Genomic DNA, 15971 nt, shown 5'->3' on the forward strand with positions numbered 1-15971 from the left:
TTCGCCGCCCGGCTCCGAAGCGGGCGGAAAGGAGAATTCCGGCCATGCCGAAACGTACAGATATCCGCTCCATCCTGATCGTCGGCGCCGGGCCGATCGTGATCGGTCAGGCCTGCGAGTTCGACTATTCCGGCGCACAGGCCTGCAAGGCGCTGCGCGAAGAAGGCTACCGGGTGATTCTGGTGAATTCGAACCCCGCCACGATCATGACCGACCCCGATCTGGCCGATGCCACCTATATCGAGCCGATCACCCCGGATGTGGTCGAGCGCATCATCGCCAAGGAAAAGCCGGACGCGATTCTGCCCACCATGGGTGGACAAACTGCGCTGAACACCGCGATGCAGCTGCATGCCAACGGCGCGCTGGAGCGGCATGGGGTGGAACTGATCGGCGCGAAGGCCGATGTGATCGACCGTGCCGAGGACCGGCTGAAATTCCGCGATGCCATGGATGAAATCGGCATTGAAAGCCCACGCAGTGTCATCGCCCACACGCTGGAAGAAGCCCGTGCGGGGCTGGCCCATGTTGGCCTGCCGGCGGTGATCCGCCCCAGCTTCACACTCGGCGGCACGGGCGGCGGCATCGCCTATAACAAGGAGGAGTTCGAACAGATCGTCACCTCCGGCCTCGATGCCTCCCCCACCACCGAGGTGCTGATCGAGGAAAGCGTGCTCGGCTGGAAAGAGTATGAGATGGAAGTGGTCCGCGACAGCGCGGATAACTGCATCATCATCTGCTCCATCGAGAATATCGACCCGATGGGCGTGCATACCGGCGACAGCGTGACGGTAGCCCCGGCCCTGACCCTGACCGACCGCGAATACCAGCGCATGCGCGATGCCTCCATCGCCTGTCTGCGCAAGATCGGCGTCGATACGGGCGGCTCCAACGTCCAGTTCGGTGTAAACCCGGCTGACGGACGCATGGTGGTCATCGAAATGAACCCCCGCGTGTCCCGCTCCTCCGCCCTTGCCTCCAAGGCGACCGGTTTCCCCATCGCCAAGATCGCCGCGAAACTCGCCGTCGGCTATACGCTGGACGAGCTGGCAAACGACATCACCAAAATGGAAATCGACGGCCAGCTTCGCACCACGCCGGCCAGTTTCGAGCCGACCATCGACTATGTAGTGGTGAAGATGCCGCGCTTCACCTTCGAGAAATTCCCCGGCACACCGGCCCTGCTGTCCACCAGCATGAAATCGGTGGGCGAGGCAATGGCCATTGGTCGCAATTTCTCCGAAGCGTTGCAGAAAGCCTTCCGCAGCATGGAAACCGGCCTGAACGGGCTGGATGACATCACGCTCGATGGCGAAGGCCCGGATGCATTCCGCGCCGCCCTGTCCACGCCGCGCCCCGACCGTATTCTGGTCGCCGCACAGGCGCTGCGCCATGGCCTGTCGGTCGAGGATGTCAACGCGGCCTGCAAGTTCGATCCGTGGTTCCTGCGTGAAATCCAGAAGATCGTCACCACCGAAGCCCATATTCGTGCCCACGGCCTGCCGGAGGACACACGCTCCCTGCGCGCGCTGAAAGCGCTCGGTTTCTCCGATGCCCGCCTCGCCGCCCTGACCGGCAAGACCGAAGCGGACATTCTGGCGCATCGCGAGAAGCTCGGCGTCATGCCGGTCTACAAGCGCATCGACACCTGCGCGGGCGAGTTCGCCTCCGCCACTTCCTACATGTATGGCACGTATGAGGGCGGGTTCGGGGTTCCGTCCTGCGAATCAAACCCCAACGACCGGCAGAAAATCGTCATCCTCGGTGGCGGCCCGAACCGGATCGGGCAGGGAATCGAGTTCGATTACTGCTGCGTGCATGCCGCCTACGCCCTGCGTGAGGCCGGGTTCGAGACCATCATGGTCAACTGCAACCCGGAAACCGTCAGCACTGATTACGACACCTCCGACCGGCTGTATTTCGAGCCGCTGACCGCCGAGGACGTCATCAACCTGATCCGCCGGGAACAGCAGAGCGGCACCGTGCTGGGCTGCATCGTGCAGTATGGCGGCCAGACCCCGCTCAAGCTGTCCCATGCCCTGTCCCGCGCCGGAATCCCGATTCTCGGCACCAGCGTGGATGCGATCGACGCGGCGGAGGACCGGGAGCGCTTCCAGGCTCTGCTCAACAGCCTCTCCCTGCTTCAGCCGGAAAACGGTATCGCCCGCTCGGCGCAGGAAGCGGAAGCCATCACCGCCCGCATCGGCTATCCGGTGGTGATCCGCCCGAGCTATGTGCTGGGCGGACGGGCCATGGAAATCGTCTATGACCATGCCGGGCTGAACCGCTACATGCGCGAAGCCGTGCGCGTCTCCGGCGACAATCCGGTGCTGATCGACCGCTATCTGAACGACGCCATCGAGGTGGATGTGGACTGCATCGCCGATGGCGAGCGCGTCTATGTCGCCGGGGTGATGGAGCATATCGAGGAAGCCGGGATCCATTCCGGCGACAGCGCCTGCTCCCTGCCGCCCTACTCCCTCTCTCCCGCGCTGGTGGATGAGCTGGGAGCACAGACGGAGGCGCTTGCACGCGGCCTTCAGGTCGTCGGGCTGATGAACGTCCAGTTCGCGATCAAGCGGGAAACCGATGGCAGTGACCGCATCTATGTGCTGGAGGTCAATCCGCGCGCCAGTCGCACCGTGCCCTTCGTCGCCAAGGCGACCGGCGTAGCGGTGGCGAAAATCGGCGCCCGTGTCATGGCCGGGGCCAGACTGACCGAATTCGACCTCGGCCCCACCCCGCGTCTGCCGCATGTCGCGGTCAAGGAAGCGGTGTTCCCCTTCGCCCGGCTGGCTAATGTCGACACCATTCTGGGGCCGGAGATGAAATCCACCGGCGAGGTCATGGGGCTGGATACCAGCTTCGAACGCGCTTTCGCGAAAAGCCAGCTCGGTGCCGGGGTCAAGCTGCCGGATTCCGGCACGGTGTTCCTGTCCGTCCGCGATACCGACAAGACTGCGCTGCTGCCGGTCGCCCGCAAGCTGGTGGAGCTGGGCTTCCGTCTGGCCGCCACGCGCGGCACCGCCGCACGGTTGCAGGAGGCCGGGCTGAAAGTGAATGTGCTGAACAAGGTGCTGGAAGGCCGCCCGCATTGCGTGGATGCGATCCGCTCCGGCGATATTCAGCTGATCATCAACACCAATTCCGGTGCGCAGTCGGTCAGCGACAGTTTCGATATCCGGCGCAGCGCCCTGACGCACGGTATTCCGAACTACACGACAATGGCCGGGGCACGGGCCGCCGTCCATGCCATAGCCGCCCTGCGTGAAGGAACACTTGAAGTCGCGCCGCTGCAATCATACTTTCATCGTTCGTTCTGATCGCCCGGTACTGCCGGATACCTCTGCTCAATGCCGTGGTATCTGGCGGCACGGGCCGATCATGTTTGGACATGATCCGTTTTTTGCCGAGGACTGACCCAAAGTGCAGAAGTTTCCGATGACCGCCGGCGGTTTGCAGCGCCTGGAGGACGAGCTTCGCCAACTGAAATCAGTGGAGCGTCCCGCCGTCATCCGCGCCATCGCCGAGGCCCGCAGCCATGGCGATCTCAGCGAAAACGCCGAATATCATGCCGCAAGGGAGCGCCAGAGCTTCATCGAAGGCCGCATCGAGGAGCTGGAGGTCATCGTCTCCGCCGCGGAAGTGATCGACCCTTCCACGCTGAGCGGCGATCAGGTGAAATTCGGCGCCCATGTCCAGATCGTGGATGAGGAAACCGACAAGGAAGCCTCCTATCAGATCGTCGGGCTGCATGAGGCCGATATCAAGCAGGGACTGCTCTCCGTCTCCTCTCCGCTCGCCAAGGCGCTGATCGGGAAGAAGCCCGGTGACACCATCTCCGTGCCGGCGCCAGGTGGCGACCGGAGCTATGAAATCCTGAGCGTCCGTTTCTTCTGAGCCATTCCCATGATCGGTCTTGAAGATGTCCGGGCGGCTGCGGAGCGGATCGCCGGAAAGGTGGTGCGTACTCCCACCCTGCGAAACGGTACGCTCAGCCAGCTTGCCGGTGCCGATATCTGGCTGAAGCTGGATGTTCTGCAGGCAACCGGTGCGTTCAAGGAGCGGGGCGCCGCCAATCGTCTGGCCATGCTCTCCGCCGGAGAGCGGGCCGCCGGTGTGATCGCCATGTCAGCCGGCAACCATGCCCAGGCCGTCGCCCGCCATGCCCAGTTGCTGGGGATCGAGGCCACGATCGTGATGCCTCAGTTCACCCCGGCCACCAAGGTGACCCGCACGGCGCAATGGGGCGCGCATGTCGTGCTGCACGGCAAGACACTCGCCGAAGCCGCCGAGCATGCATGGACCCTCGCCGCCGAGCGGAGCCTGACCTTCATCCACCCCTATGATGATGAAGGGGTGATGGCCGGTCAGGGCACCCATGCGCTTGAGATGCTGGAGGATGCGCCGGATCTCGATACGCTGATCATCCCCATCGGCGGGGGCGGACTGATCGCGGGCTGTGCCGTGGCAGCCAAAGCCATCAATCCGGCCATCCGCATCTATGGTGTCGAGGCCGAAGGATATGACGCGATGGTGCAGGCCCTGCAGGGCCGTACGGTCGAGGTCGGTGGCTCAACCATCGCCGAAGGGATTGCCGTGCGCGATGTCGGGCAGCTTCCGCTCGACGTGGTGCGCACCTATGTGGACGATATTCTGGTCGTTACCGAGGTCGCAATCGAAAACGCCATCTCCCTGCTGGCCGAAAATGCCAAGATCGTCACGGAAGGAGCCGGTGCGGCAGGAGTCGCCGGGCTGCTGTCCTTTCCCGATCTGTTCAGGGGCCGCAAGGTTGGTATTCCCCTCTGCGGGGCCAATATCGACAGCCGTATTCTGGCCCATGTGCTGCAACGCGTGATGCTGCGGGACGGGCGCCTGATGCGTCTGGTGCTGGATATTCCGGACCGTCCCGGCGTGCTGGCCGAAATCTCCGCCCATATCGGCGATTCCGGCGGCAATATCATCGAAGTGTCCCATCATCGCCTCTTCACCTCCCCCAGCGTCAAGGCCGCAAGGCTGGAAATCATGTTCGAGGCCCGCGACCCCGAACATGGCGCGGCAGTAGCGGCAGAGCTGGAGAAGCATTACACCGTCACCCGGCTGTAAGCCTTCACCACACGCTCAGGAGCTCCGTCCCGATGTCCAGCGCCGCACCTTATTTCGATCTGCTGGTCCGGAACGGTCGCTGCATTCTGCCCTGGGGTGAAGTACAGACGGATATCGGTATCCGGGATGGAGTCATCGTCACCCTCTCCGCCCCTGCCTCCGCAAGTGCCGGGCAGGTGCTGGATGCATCCGGCCTGCATGTGCTGCCGGGGCTGACCGATCCGCATGTCCATCTGCGTGACCCCGGCAATGCCAGCGTGGAGACCATCGAAACCGGTACACGCGGCGCGGTGCTGGGTGGTCTGACGGCGGTCTATGACATGCCGAACACCAGCCCTTCCATCATCGATGCGGAAACAGTGCGATGGAAACAGGAGCATATCGGCCGTACCGCCTGGTGCGACATGGGGTTCTATGTCGGAGCCACCAAGACCAACATTCAGGATCTGGCCACGCTGGAACATCAGCCCGGGATCTGCGCCATCAAGGTGTTCGCAGGCAGCTCCACCGGTGACCTGCTGGTCGAGGATGATGCCAGCATCGAAGCCGTGATGCGCAGCGGCCATCGTCGCATCGCCTTCCACAGCGAGGATGAATACCGGCTGCAGGAGCGCCGCCCGTCATTTTCCAGCGGCATGCCCTATGTAAACCATATGATCTGGCGGGATGAGGAATGCGCTTTCCTCGGCACACGCCGCATCATGGCGCTGGCACGCAAGACCGGGCGCCCGGCGCATATTCTGCACACCTCCACAGCGGAGGAATTCGAGTATCTGAAAGATTTCCGCGATGTCGCCACCAGCGAGGTGCTGGTGAACCATCTGACCCAGATTGCTCCCGAATGCTACGAAACGCTCGGCGGTTATGCGGTGATGAACCCGCCCCTGCGGGACCGGCGGCATTACGAAGCGGCCTGGAAGGCGGTCAATGACGGTCTGGTCGATACGATCGGCAGCGACCATGCTCCGCATCCGCGGGAAGCAAAGGAGCGTCCCTGGCCAGACTGCGCTGCCGGTCTGACGGGGGTGCAAACCTTGCTTCCGGTCATGCTTGATCATGTTTCAGCCGGACGGCTCAGCCTGGCCAGGCTGGTCGATCTGCTGGCGGCCGGTCCGGCGCGCGTTTATGGCGCGACTGGCAAGGGCCGTCTGGCTGTCGGCTATGATGGCGATCTGACGCTGGTGGATATGGGACGGGAGCAGCGGATTGAAGCTTCCTGGCTTGTCTCCCCCTGCGGCTGGAGTCCGTTCGAAGGCAAGCTCTGCAAAGGCTGGCCGGTTGGCACCGTCCTGCGCGGCCATGTCGCAATGCGCGATGGAGAGTTACAGGGTGAGGCCACTGGCCGGCTGATCTCCTTCCTGCCGTGATCTCCCTGATTGGGGAAGGGCGTGCCGATCAGCGTTCCGGTGCGTCCTTCGTCTCCGGCATCAGTGCGACGGCGATCATGCTGATCAGGGCCGCCACGGTCAGATAATATCCGACCCAGTGCAGACCACCCAGATCGGACAGGCGCTGTGCGATATAGGGCGCCAGCGACGCCCCGGCGATCCCCCCCAGACTGAACGACAACGACGCACCGGTATAGCGGAGCTTCACCGGAAACAGTTCCGGCAGCAGCGCGCCCATTGGCCCCAGCAGCATGCCGGTGGTCATCAGGCCGGCGCAGAGAAACAGGAAAACCGCCTCCACACTGCCGCTGCCGAGCGCAGGGCCGAGCAGGCAGCCCAGCACCCCTGCCAGACCCATCACCGCCATCAGCACGGGCCGCCTGCCGTAACGGTCCGCAAGCAGGGCAGCGAGCGGTGCTCCCACCACCATGAAAGCAATGGCCGCACATTGCAGGCCCAGAAATACCGGGCGGGAATAATGCAGCACCGTGGTGCCATATCCAAGGATGAACACAGTGCAGAGATAAAACAGGGCGTAGCAGCACACCATGGAAAGCATGCCGAGCACCGTCGCCCGCCCATGCCCGACCAGCACGGCGCGGAACGGCACTGCAACCGGCTCCTTCCGTTCCAGCACGCGGCGAAAAGCCGGCGTTTCCGTCAGCTTCAGCCGCACATACAGCCCGAGGATCACCAGCAGCAGCGACAGGAGGAACGGCACCCGCCAGCCCCAGCTGCGAAAGGCTTCGTCACTGAGCGTCAGGGCCAGAATCAGGAACAGCCCGTTGGCGGCAATAAATCCAATGGGGGCACCCAGTTGTGGGAACATGCCGTACCAGGCGCGTTTTCCCTCCGGCGCATTCTCCATGGCCAGCAGAGCCGCCCCGCCCCACTCCCCTCCCAGCCCGAGTCCCTGCCCGAAACGCAGCAGGCACAGCAAAGCAGGCGCCAAAGCGCCGATCCTGTCATGGCCGGGCAATAATCCGACCAGAGCCGTCGAAATACCCATGATCAGAAGAGAGGCAACAAGAGTGGATTTACGCCCGATCCTGTCGCCGAAATGCCCGAACAAAGCAGCCCCTATGGGCCGGGCGACGAAGGCAATGGCAAAGGTCGCAAAGGCATTCAGCAACTGCGCCGCGGGGGAGGCCGCCGGAAACATCAACGGTCCCAGCACCAGTGCCGTCGCCGTGGCGTAGATATAGAAATCATAGAACTCGACCGCCGTACCGATAAAACTGGCCACCACGATGCGGCGCAGCGGCACGGCCTCCATCGCTGGCTCCGCACTGATGTTGCCGGATGCTGTCGCGGGATATGCCGACTGAGTCATGAAAGCTGCATACCGTTGCAAAAGAGACCTGTCGCCTGAAAATCGCACCGCTTCTCGAACATTGTTCCGGAAAAAGACGGATTTTCCGGCCTGGATGCCCTGTTCTGCGTCCTCACCGTTTGCTCCGGAGGCTTGGCGCGGCTATGGTCCGCGGCCATTATTCAGGCAATCCCATTCTTCAGGCAATCGTTGCCAGATTTGCGAGGACACTGCGTGGCCGACATCTTTGATGAGGTCGAGGAAGATCTGCGTGCAGAACGCGCCAAAAAACTGCTGGTCCGCTATGGCGGCCCGGCAGTCGGGCTTGTGCTGCTGGTCATTCTCGGCGCCGCTGGCTGGCAGGGCTGGCTTTGGTACAAGCATCGTCAGGATGCAGCCGCGGCAGAGCGTTTCCTTGCCCTCACCCGTAATCCTGTCGATCCGCTGGCCCCGCCTGTTCATATCGTGCCCGATGCGAAAACCGAACAGGCCCTGATCGCCTTCGCCAAGGACAGCCCGGAAAGCTATACAACGCTGGCGCGGATGCGGGCTGCCGCCCTGCTGACGGCTGGCGGAGACAAAAAAGGGGCCGAAGCCATTTACGCGACGGTCAGCAATGATAGGGCGGCGCTGCCGGCGCTGCGCGATCTGGCCACACTGCAATCGGTCTTGAACCAGCTTGATGATGGCGATCCCGCGACCCTGCGCGGGCAGCTGGCCCCCCTGCTGGCCGATGGTAATCCATGGCAGCCATTTGCACGGGAAGGCACCGCTCTGCTCGACATCCGGCAGGGCCGCATGGATGATGCCAAGCGGGGGCTTCAGAGGCTTTCCCAAGATGAAAACGCTCCTCCAGGCGTGCGGAACCGGGCAACCGGGCTGCTCGCGAAGTTCGGTGGTTGAGACATGACATTCCGTATTCGCCCGGCTCGTCCATCCGCTCGGAATAAAGCAGCCGCCGGAAAACGCTCCGCGATGGCGCTGCTGGCCCTGTCTGCTGTCAGCCTTGGCGGGTGCAGCATGCTGGACAGCTGGTTCGCGGCGGACAAACCGCCTTTGCCCGGTCGGCGTGAAACCGTGCTGCCGCTCAGCGACGTGCTGCCTGTGGCCTCCTCGCCCCCTGCGATCGCGTTTCCCTCGGATGCGCCGCTGCAGAACTGGTCACAGCCGGGTGCCAATCCCACGCATCATGTCGATAATGTCGCCATCAAGGGCATGAAGGAAGTATGGACCGCACAGGTCGGTGACGGCAGCGGTTATCGCCAGAAGATCACCAGCACGCCCATCGTCAAATACAATCTGGTCTATACGATCGACAGCAATGCGCTGGTACGAGCCTTTGACGTCAAGACCGGGGCCATGGCCTGGGAATTCGTGACCCAGCAGGAAGACGACCGCAGCACCAATATCGGCGGCGGTCTGACCTCCGACGATACCGGCACGCTCTATGCCGTCACCGGACGCGGCGATCTGATTGCGCTGGATGCCGCCAAGGGACGGCAGAAATGGCGCGTGAAAATCGGTGTACCGTCCCGCTCCAGCCCGACCTATGCCGAAGGCAAGCTGTTCCTGACCACTCTGGAACAGCAGATTGTGGCCTTTGATGCCTCCAACGGTAAAAAACTCTGGTCGCATCAGGCCAGCGAGGCCGATACCAGCCTGCTCGGTGACCCCGCCCCTGCCTATGCGGATGGTCTGGTTATTGCCGGCTTCGGCTCCGGCGATGTCATCGGCCTGCGCGCCGCCACTGGATCAGTGGTATGGACCGACAGCATCGCCTCGGCCTCCGGCCGCACCAGCCTGTCTGATCTGTCAGCCGTCACCGGCCTGCCGGTGATCGACGGCAATCAGGTCTATGTCATCGGGCTGGGTGGTCAGTTCGTTTCACTGGATCTGCGCACCGGCCGACGTCTGTGGGAGCGTCCGGCGGGCGGAGGACAGACCCCGTGGCTGGCCGGAGACTGGCTGTTCACTACCCTGACCAGCCAGCAGGTGATCGCCATATCCCGCAATGATGGGGTGGTGGCATGGGAAACCCAGCTGCCGCGTTGGAGCAAGGCCAATAATCGCGGCGAGCGTGCGCAATGGTTCGGCCCGATCATGGCGGGCTATCGTCTGGTGCTGGTCAGCAATTACGGCAAAATGATCACGCTCAATCCGGTTTCCGGCAAGATCAGCAGCGTCCGTGATCTGTCCGATGCGGCCGCCGTTCCGCCCATCGTCGCGCAGGGCACGGTCTTCGTGATCACCGCCGACGGCCTGTTGCACGCATACCGTTGAGATGACCGATTTGCCCCCTCCCTCCGAGACTGCTGCCGAAGCCCCTGCGGAACGCCTGCCTGTCGTGGCGATCGCGGGGCGGCCCAATGTCGGCAAATCCACCCTGTTCAACCGTCTGGTCGGCCGCCGCATGGCGCTGGTTGCCGATACGCCCGGCGTCACCCGTGACCGCAAAGAGGCGGAAGCAATGCTGCGCGGACGTCTGGTCAAATTGATCGACACGGCCGGGCTGGAAGAAGCGCCGCAGGACACAATTGCCGGGCGGATGCGGCAATCCTCGGAAACGGCTGTCTCGCAGGCCGATCTGGTGGTGTTCGTGGTCGATGCCCGCAGCGGCATCACCCCCGCCGACACACATTTCGCCAGTTGGCTGCGCCGCCAGAACCGTCCGGTGCTGCTGGTCACCAACAAGGCCGAGGCACGCGGCGCGGGGGCAGAGGCGCTGGAAGCCTACCGGCTGGGTCTGGGTGATCCGCTGGCGGTCTCTGCCGAGCACGGGCTGGGGATTGCCGATCTGATGCGGGAAATCGCCGACCGGCTCTCCACAGAAGCGGACCGGCCCTCCGACATGCCGAAGCGCAAGCGCCGGGGCGAGGCCGAAGCATGGGAAGACGAAGAAAACACCGTTGAGCAGGGGCCACCCAAGCCCCTGAAACTGGCGATCGTCGGTCGTCCGAACGCTGGCAAATCCACCCTGCTGAATCGTCTGCTGGGTGAAGACCGCGTCATTACCGGGCCGGAACCGGGGCTGACGCGCGATTCCATCAGCGTCACCCTGTCCGATGAGATCGGCGAGATCGAACTGGTGGATACAGCAGGTCTGCGCCGCCGGGCGCGGATCGACGAATCGCTGGAAAAAATGTCTGTCAGTGCCTCCATCGAAGCGCTCAAAATGGCGGAAATCGTGGTGCTGGCCGTGGATGCCACGGAAGGGCTGCACGAACAGGATCTTCAGATCGCCCGTCTGGTGGAGCGCGAGGGACGCGGCGCGGTGCTCGCCCTGACCAAATGGGATGCGGTGGAAGATCGCGGCAAGGCCGCCCGCGCCATTTCCGACCGGCTGGAGACAAGCCTGACGCAGTGCCGCGGCATTCCGGTGGTGACCCTGTCCGGCCTGACCGGATCCGGGGTACAGCGTCTGCTGCCTGCCGTGCGGGAGGCGCATGCAATCTGGAACAAGCGCGTAGCGACCGGTGAGCTGAACCGCTGGTTCGAGGCGATGCTGGAACGCCACCAGCCACCGCTGGTGGACGGGCGGCGCCTGAAACTGCGCTATATGACGCAGGCCAAGGCACGGCCACCCACCTTTGTGCTGTTTGGTACCCGCGCGGAACAATTGCCGGAAGATTATCAGCGTTATCTGGTCAATGGCCTGCGTGAAGCGTTCGGACTGAAAGGCACACCGATCCGCCTGCAACTCCGTGGCACCAAAAATCCGTACGCAGATAAATGAACCGGGTAGTATGAACGGCGTCCCGCAGAATGAGCAGCACAGTGTCCGTGATTTTCACGGCCTGACGGCAGACCCGTTTGCCCCGGCGCATGGTCCCTCCCTGACCGCATCACAGCAGGCCGCGGCGAACGAAATCGCCGCAGCGATACAATCCGGTCGGGCGCTGATCATCATCGACGGAGAAGTCGGCACCGGCCGCAGGACAGTTCTGACATCTGCCCTGTCCGCTTCCTCCATCGGCGACGTGATCGAGATCGCCAACACTTTGCTGCTGAGTGGAGAACAGCTCCGGCAGCAGGCCCATACGGAAGAGGAACGCGCTGCCGGGACCGGACAGCAACCCCCTTTCATTCTGATCTTTCAGACCGCCGATACGTTGCAGAATACTGCACAGGCTGCCCTCGTCGATCTGCTGCATGAACGGAAAGGCGTGTTTCAGGCTATCCTGATCGGGGGACAGGGGGCTGGTAAGGCCCTGTTGGACGGGCCGCTCGGCTCACTTGCCGAAACGGAACGGCTGCATGTCACGCTGCCTGCGCCGACTGCTTCGGAAATGCGGGATATTCTGCGCCTTGCCATCGAACAGGCCGGACAGACCCTGTCCTCCGTCATAACGCCGGATGCTGTGGAACTGTTGCTGGCTCAGGCCCGGTTCAGCCCGGCACGGCTGGCAGGACTGACCCGTCAGGCGCTGGTACTGGCACAGGAGCGAGGCATCAGGCCGGTGGATGCTTCCATCGTCGCCATGGTGGCAGGCAGAAGCCTGACGGCGGAAAAGGCCAATGGCAAAACACGCGAACCCGGCCTGATCTCGCCCCCCATGATCCTGTCCATCGTTGTAGCGGTTCTTGCGCTGCTGAGCTGGTGGGCAGCCGCACGCTACCTGCCCGACCTTATCAGATCAGGCACCCCATCCGCCGTATCAGCCGGGCCCGTTCCGGCGCAGCCGGAGGAAGTGCAACAAACCGGTATGGCCGCAACGCCGGAAGCGCCTCCGCCGCCTCCGGACAGCCGGCCTGAAACGAAGGCCGCGGCCGAAGCGCCCTCTCTCATCACCCAGCCCGAGCCTCAGCCTTCATCCTCCGGCCCCGCTGACGAGTCTGACGATCTGCCCCAGCCGCCGCATCCCTATCGGCTGACGCGTTCCGGCACGATCGGCGAGATTCTGCTGGGCACAATCGACCGTGATGATGATGCGGCGGTGGAGGCCTTGCTGGAAGTCAATCCCGGCCTGACCCGCAATGCTCGTCTGCCGGCCGGGGTGATATTGCTGATGCCCTCGGTCTGGCCAGACCCACCGGATTCAACCCAGGTGCCGAAATCATCGTCACGGCCAAAACGCCCACGCCATCCCCGCCCGTCCTGGTGCGACCGCGCACATCCCACCACACCGGCTTCCATCGCCTATGTGCGTCAGCATTGCGGACGGTGAGACCGGCACGGTTCCGGGCTCCTTACCCCGATCAGGCTGAGCGCAAGGCGCGCCAGCCAATATCACGACGGAAAAATCCTTCCGGCCAGCGCAGCGCCGCCACGGCACGATAGGCCACGTCACGGGCCGTCTGAATATCAGGACCGCGCCCTACCACCGTCAGCACACGGCCACCGGCAGGATGGATTTCATCCCCCCGTCGGACGGTTCCGGCATGGAACACCAGCGCGCCCGGCACGGCAGCCGCATCCTCCAGCCCTCCGATCGGTCCAGATGGCTCCGGCGTGCCGGGATAGCCTTTCGCTGCCACCACGACAGCGACCGTCGCATCCTCGCTCCAGCGCAGATCGAACGCGCCCAGCTCTCCGTCACAGGCCGCCCGCAAGGCCGCCAGCAGGTCAGATTTCAGACGCGGCAGCAGGGCCTGACATTCCGGGTCACCAAAACGGACATTGAATTCAATCAGTTGAGGACCATCCGCCGTCAGCATCAGACCGGCAAACAACACACCCCTGAACGGTGTGCCCCGACGCGCCATTTCCGCCAGAGCGGGGGTAACGATGCGTTTCATCGCTGCATCCGCCGCTTCCGGCGTCAGAAACGGGGTCGGGGTGTAGGCCCCCATGCCGCCAGTATTCGGGCCGGTATCGCCTTCGCCCACCCGCTTGTGATCCTGAGCCCCGCCCAGCAGCAGCGCGTGCTCCCCATCACACAGGGCGAACAGCGAGGCTTCCTCACCGATCAGGCATTCCTCGATCACCACGGAAGCCCCCGCCGCACCGAGGCTGCCATCCTCCAGCATGGCGGTAATCGCGGCCTCCGCTTCCTCCACCGTGGCCGCCACCACAACGCCCTTGCCAGCCGCCAGTCCATCCGCTTTCACAACGATCGGCGCACCGCGGCGGCGCACGAAGGCGCGGGCTTCTTCCGCATCCTCAAACCGTTCCCAGCGGGCGGTGGGAATACCGGCAGCATCGGCCACTTCCTTGGTGAAAGTCTTGCTGCCCTCCAGCTGCGCTGCCGCCGCGCTCGGACCGAAGCAGCGGATTCCCGCTTCTTTCAGCGCATCGGCCAGTCCCGCCACCAGCGGCGCTTCAGGGCCGGGGACCACCAGATCAACCGCATGATCCCGTGCGAAAGCAACCAGAGCCGCGATATCCGTCACAGCAAGGGGGACAAGCTCCGCATGGGCGGCGATGCCCGGATTACCGGGGGCGCACCACAATTTTTCCAGCATCGGGCTGGCGGCAAGCGCCCAGCACAAAGCATGTTCCCGGCCGCCCGATCCGATCACCAGAACCCGCATTACGATCCCGCCTTCTGCCTGCGTTCTTCAAAGCTGGCCGCATGTAGCATAGGCTGCGGCCATGGACGATTCATCCAATCCACATCCGACCCCAGAAACCCCTGCCGTGGTATCCGGCAACCGGGGGCTGGACAATATTCCCGAATATTCGGTCTCCGACCTGTCCGGCACAATCAAACGCACGCTGGAAGGCGCATTCGGACGTGTGCGCGTGCGCGGCGAGCTGACCGAGGTCAAGCGCTACCCATCCGGCCATATCTATCTGTCGCTGAAGGATGAGGGCGGCAAAATTGCAGGCGTCGTATGGAAATTCGCCGTTCCCCGCCTCGGTATGCTGCCTGAAAACGGAGTTGAGGTGGTCGCGACCGGCAAAATCTCCTCCTATGCGGATCGTTCCTCCTACCAGCTCATCATCGACCGGATGGAGTATGCGGGAGCTGGAGCGCTGCTGGCGCGAATCGAGATGCTGCGTCAGCGTCTGGCGGAGGAAGGGCTGTTCGATGCCGCCCGCAAACGCGCCCTGCCGCTGCTGCCGCACGTCGTGGGAGTGGTCAGCTCTGAAAAAGGGGCCGTTCTTCAGGACATCCGCACCACCATCGCCCGGCGCTTTCCCCGCACGGTCCTGCTCTGGCCGGTGCCGGTGCAAGGCGAAGGGGCCGCCGCGAAAATCGCCGCCGCGATCGACGGATTCGGCAGGCTGCCACCGGATGGACCGGTCCCCCGTCCCGATGTGCTGATCGTGGCGCGAGGAGGCGGTAGTCTGGAAGATCTGATGGCGTTCAATGAGGAAGTCGTCATCCGCGCCGCCGCCGCCTGCCCGATCCCCCTGATTTCCGCGGTCGGCCATGAAACCGATACAACCCTGATCGACTATGCCTCCGACCGGCGTGCGCCCACCCCGACGGCCGCGGCCGAACTGGCGGTGCCGATGCGGGCCGAACTCGCGGCTGATCTGGCTCACAAGACTGCGCGGCTCGGCGGGGCGCTGAGCCGGATGACGCAGGGCGCGCGGCTGGTGCTGGCTCAGGCCGAGCGTCTTCTGCCTGATCTGCCCTCCCTGCTTGGTCATGCGCGACAGAGGCTGGATGACCGCTCGCTGCGACTGGGCATGGCGCTGCCTGGCCTGCTGGCGGCAAGACGGGCCGCGTTACGGAATACAGCATTACGGCTGCCTCGTCCCGCCCATATTATTGCCGAAACCCGCCAGCACCTGCGAGGGGCCGAAAACCGTCTGCATGTGGCGATGCCCATGCTGCTGGCCCATAAAAGCAGTGCCCTGCGGCTGCATGCGCTGCAACTGGGGGCTGGTCTGCGGCACAGTCTTCATCTGCATCTGCGTGACGCCCGGCCCCTGTTTGCCCGCATGAAGGCAGCCCCCCTGCCCGGACGGCTGCGGGAGGCACAGGCGCGGCTGGACGGGCTTGGCGCAAGGCTGGAGAGCGTTTCCTATCAGGCGGTGCTGGCGCGCGGCTATGCGCTGGTGCTGGATCATGATGGCCATGCCGTCACCCGGGCGGCCCGGATCGCCAGCGGGCAGACGCTCACCTTGCGCTTCAGCGATGGCGAGAAAACCGTACAGGAAACAGGCCATCCGGCAGGGAGCACGCCACCGGCTGGAAACGGCGATGTCTCTGTCAGACGCACGGCCCGAAAAAAGTCAGGCCAGCAGAAGCAGGGGGATCTGCTGCTGTAAA

The 15971-nt window shown here is 63.8% G+C and carries 11 protein-coding genes; 9 read left to right on the forward strand and 2 right to left on the reverse strand.

Translation table 11 applies throughout. The features are described from left to right. Positions 1–44 precede the first annotated feature (44 nt). From carB to GbCGDNIH8_RS11835, 4 genes are all read left to right on the forward strand, one after another. Positions 45–3323, forward strand: coding sequence for a carbamoyl-phosphate synthase large subunit (gene carB, locus GbCGDNIH8_RS11820; RefSeq protein WP_072573341.1), 3279 nt, complete (start codon positions 45–47; stop codon positions 3321–3323). 103 nt (positions 3324–3426) lie between these two features. After that, positions 3427–3900, forward strand: coding sequence for a transcription elongation factor GreA (greA, locus tag GbCGDNIH8_RS11825; protein ID WP_011632989.1), 474 nt, complete (start codon positions 3427–3429; stop codon positions 3898–3900). Between the two features lie 9 nt (positions 3901–3909). After that, entirely contained in the window at positions 3910–5106 is a 1197-nt protein-coding gene (locus GbCGDNIH8_RS11830) for a threonine ammonia-lyase (RefSeq protein ID WP_072573342.1), read from the forward strand. Positions 5107–5138: 32 nt separating this feature from the next. Continuing rightward, positions 5139–6473 carry a dihydroorotase gene (locus tag GbCGDNIH8_RS11835; RefSeq protein ID WP_072573343.1) on the forward strand — a complete coding sequence of 445 codons (1335 nt, stop codon included), beginning with the start codon at positions 5139–5141 and terminating at the stop codon, positions 6471–6473. 28 nt (positions 6474–6501) lie between these two features. Here GbCGDNIH8_RS11835 and GbCGDNIH8_RS11840 read toward each other — a convergent pair whose 3' ends face one another. Further along, entirely contained in the window at positions 6502–7827 is a 1326-nt protein-coding gene (locus GbCGDNIH8_RS11840) for an MFS transporter (protein ID WP_072573344.1), read from the reverse strand. Positions 7828–8040: 213 nt separating this feature from the next. Between GbCGDNIH8_RS11840 and GbCGDNIH8_RS11845 the strand changes: the two genes are divergently transcribed. The 4 genes from GbCGDNIH8_RS11845 to GbCGDNIH8_RS11860 are packed head-to-tail and all read left to right on the forward strand — an operon-like array spanning position 8041 to position 12971. Further along, entirely contained in the window at positions 8041–8709 is a 669-nt protein-coding gene (locus GbCGDNIH8_RS11845; RefSeq protein ID WP_072573345.1) for a tetratricopeptide repeat protein, read from the forward strand. 3 nt (positions 8710–8712) lie between these two features. Continuing rightward, positions 8713–10086: an outer membrane protein assembly factor BamB family protein gene (locus GbCGDNIH8_RS11850; protein WP_081369006.1), complete on the forward strand. Its 1374-nt coding sequence runs from the start codon at positions 8713–8715 to the stop codon at positions 10084–10086. Position 10087: 1 nt separating this feature from the next. Beyond that, the gene (gene der / locus GbCGDNIH8_RS11855) at positions 10088–11539 is read left to right on the forward strand and encodes a ribosome biogenesis GTPase Der (RefSeq protein ID WP_072573347.1); all 1452 of its coding nucleotides are present in this window, start codon (positions 10088–10090) and stop codon (positions 11537–11539) included. Between the two features lie 10 nt (positions 11540–11549). After that, positions 11550–12971 carry a hypothetical protein gene (locus GbCGDNIH8_RS11860; protein WP_072573348.1) on the forward strand — a complete coding sequence of 474 codons (1422 nt, stop codon included), beginning with the start codon at positions 11550–11552 and terminating at the stop codon, positions 12969–12971. Positions 12972–13002: 31 nt separating this feature from the next. On the opposite strand, the gene purD is transcribed toward GbCGDNIH8_RS11860, so the two are convergent. After that, positions 13003–14277 carry a phosphoribosylamine--glycine ligase gene (purD, locus tag GbCGDNIH8_RS11865; protein ID WP_072573349.1) on the reverse strand — a complete coding sequence of 425 codons (1275 nt, stop codon included), beginning with the start codon at positions 14275–14277 and terminating at the stop codon, positions 13003–13005. Between the two features lie 61 nt (positions 14278–14338). Here purD and xseA point away from each other — a divergent pair, with 61 nt between their 5' ends. After that, positions 14339–15970 (forward strand): exodeoxyribonuclease VII large subunit, encoded by a 1632-nt coding sequence (xseA, locus tag GbCGDNIH8_RS11870; RefSeq protein ID WP_072573350.1) that lies wholly within the window; start codon positions 14339–14341, stop codon positions 15968–15970. The last annotated feature ends 1 nt before the right edge of the window (position 15971 follow it).

The sequence above is a fragment of the Granulibacter bethesdensis genome (assembly GCF_001889545.1).
GTDB classification, from domain to species: Bacteria; Pseudomonadota; Alphaproteobacteria; order Acetobacterales; family Acetobacteraceae; genus Granulibacter; species Granulibacter bethesdensis_B.

Excerpts from the sequence above, each read along its gene's own strand:
- carB (WP_072573341.1), top strand. The coding sequence starts at position 45 with ATGCCGAAACGTACAGATATCCGCTCCATCCTGATCGTCGGCGCCGGG.
- GbCGDNIH8_RS11830 (WP_072573342.1), top strand. The coding sequence starts at position 3,910 with ATGATCGGTCTTGAAGATGTCCGGGCGGCTGCGGAGCGGATCGCCGGA.
- GbCGDNIH8_RS11835 (WP_072573343.1), top strand. The coding sequence starts at position 5,139 with ATGTCCAGCGCCGCACCTTATTTCGATCTGCTGGTCCGGAACGGTCGC.
- GbCGDNIH8_RS11840 (WP_072573344.1), bottom strand. The coding sequence starts at position 7,827 with ATGACTCAGTCGGCATATCCCGCGACAGCATCCGGCAACATCAGTGCG.
- GbCGDNIH8_RS11850 (WP_081369006.1), top strand. The coding sequence starts at position 8,713 with ATGACATTCCGTATTCGCCCGGCTCGTCCATCCGCTCGGAATAAAGCA.
- der (WP_072573347.1), top strand. The coding sequence starts at position 10,088 with ATGACCGATTTGCCCCCTCCCTCCGAGACTGCTGCCGAAGCCCCTGCG.
- GbCGDNIH8_RS11860 (WP_072573348.1), top strand. The coding sequence starts at position 11,550 with ATGAACGGCGTCCCGCAGAATGAGCAGCACAGTGTCCGTGATTTTCAC.
- purD (WP_072573349.1), bottom strand. The coding sequence starts at position 14,277 with ATGCGGGTTCTGGTGATCGGATCGGGCGGCCGGGAACATGCTTTGTGC.
- xseA (WP_072573350.1), top strand. The coding sequence starts at position 14,339 with ATGGACGATTCATCCAATCCACATCCGACCCCAGAAACCCCTGCCGTG.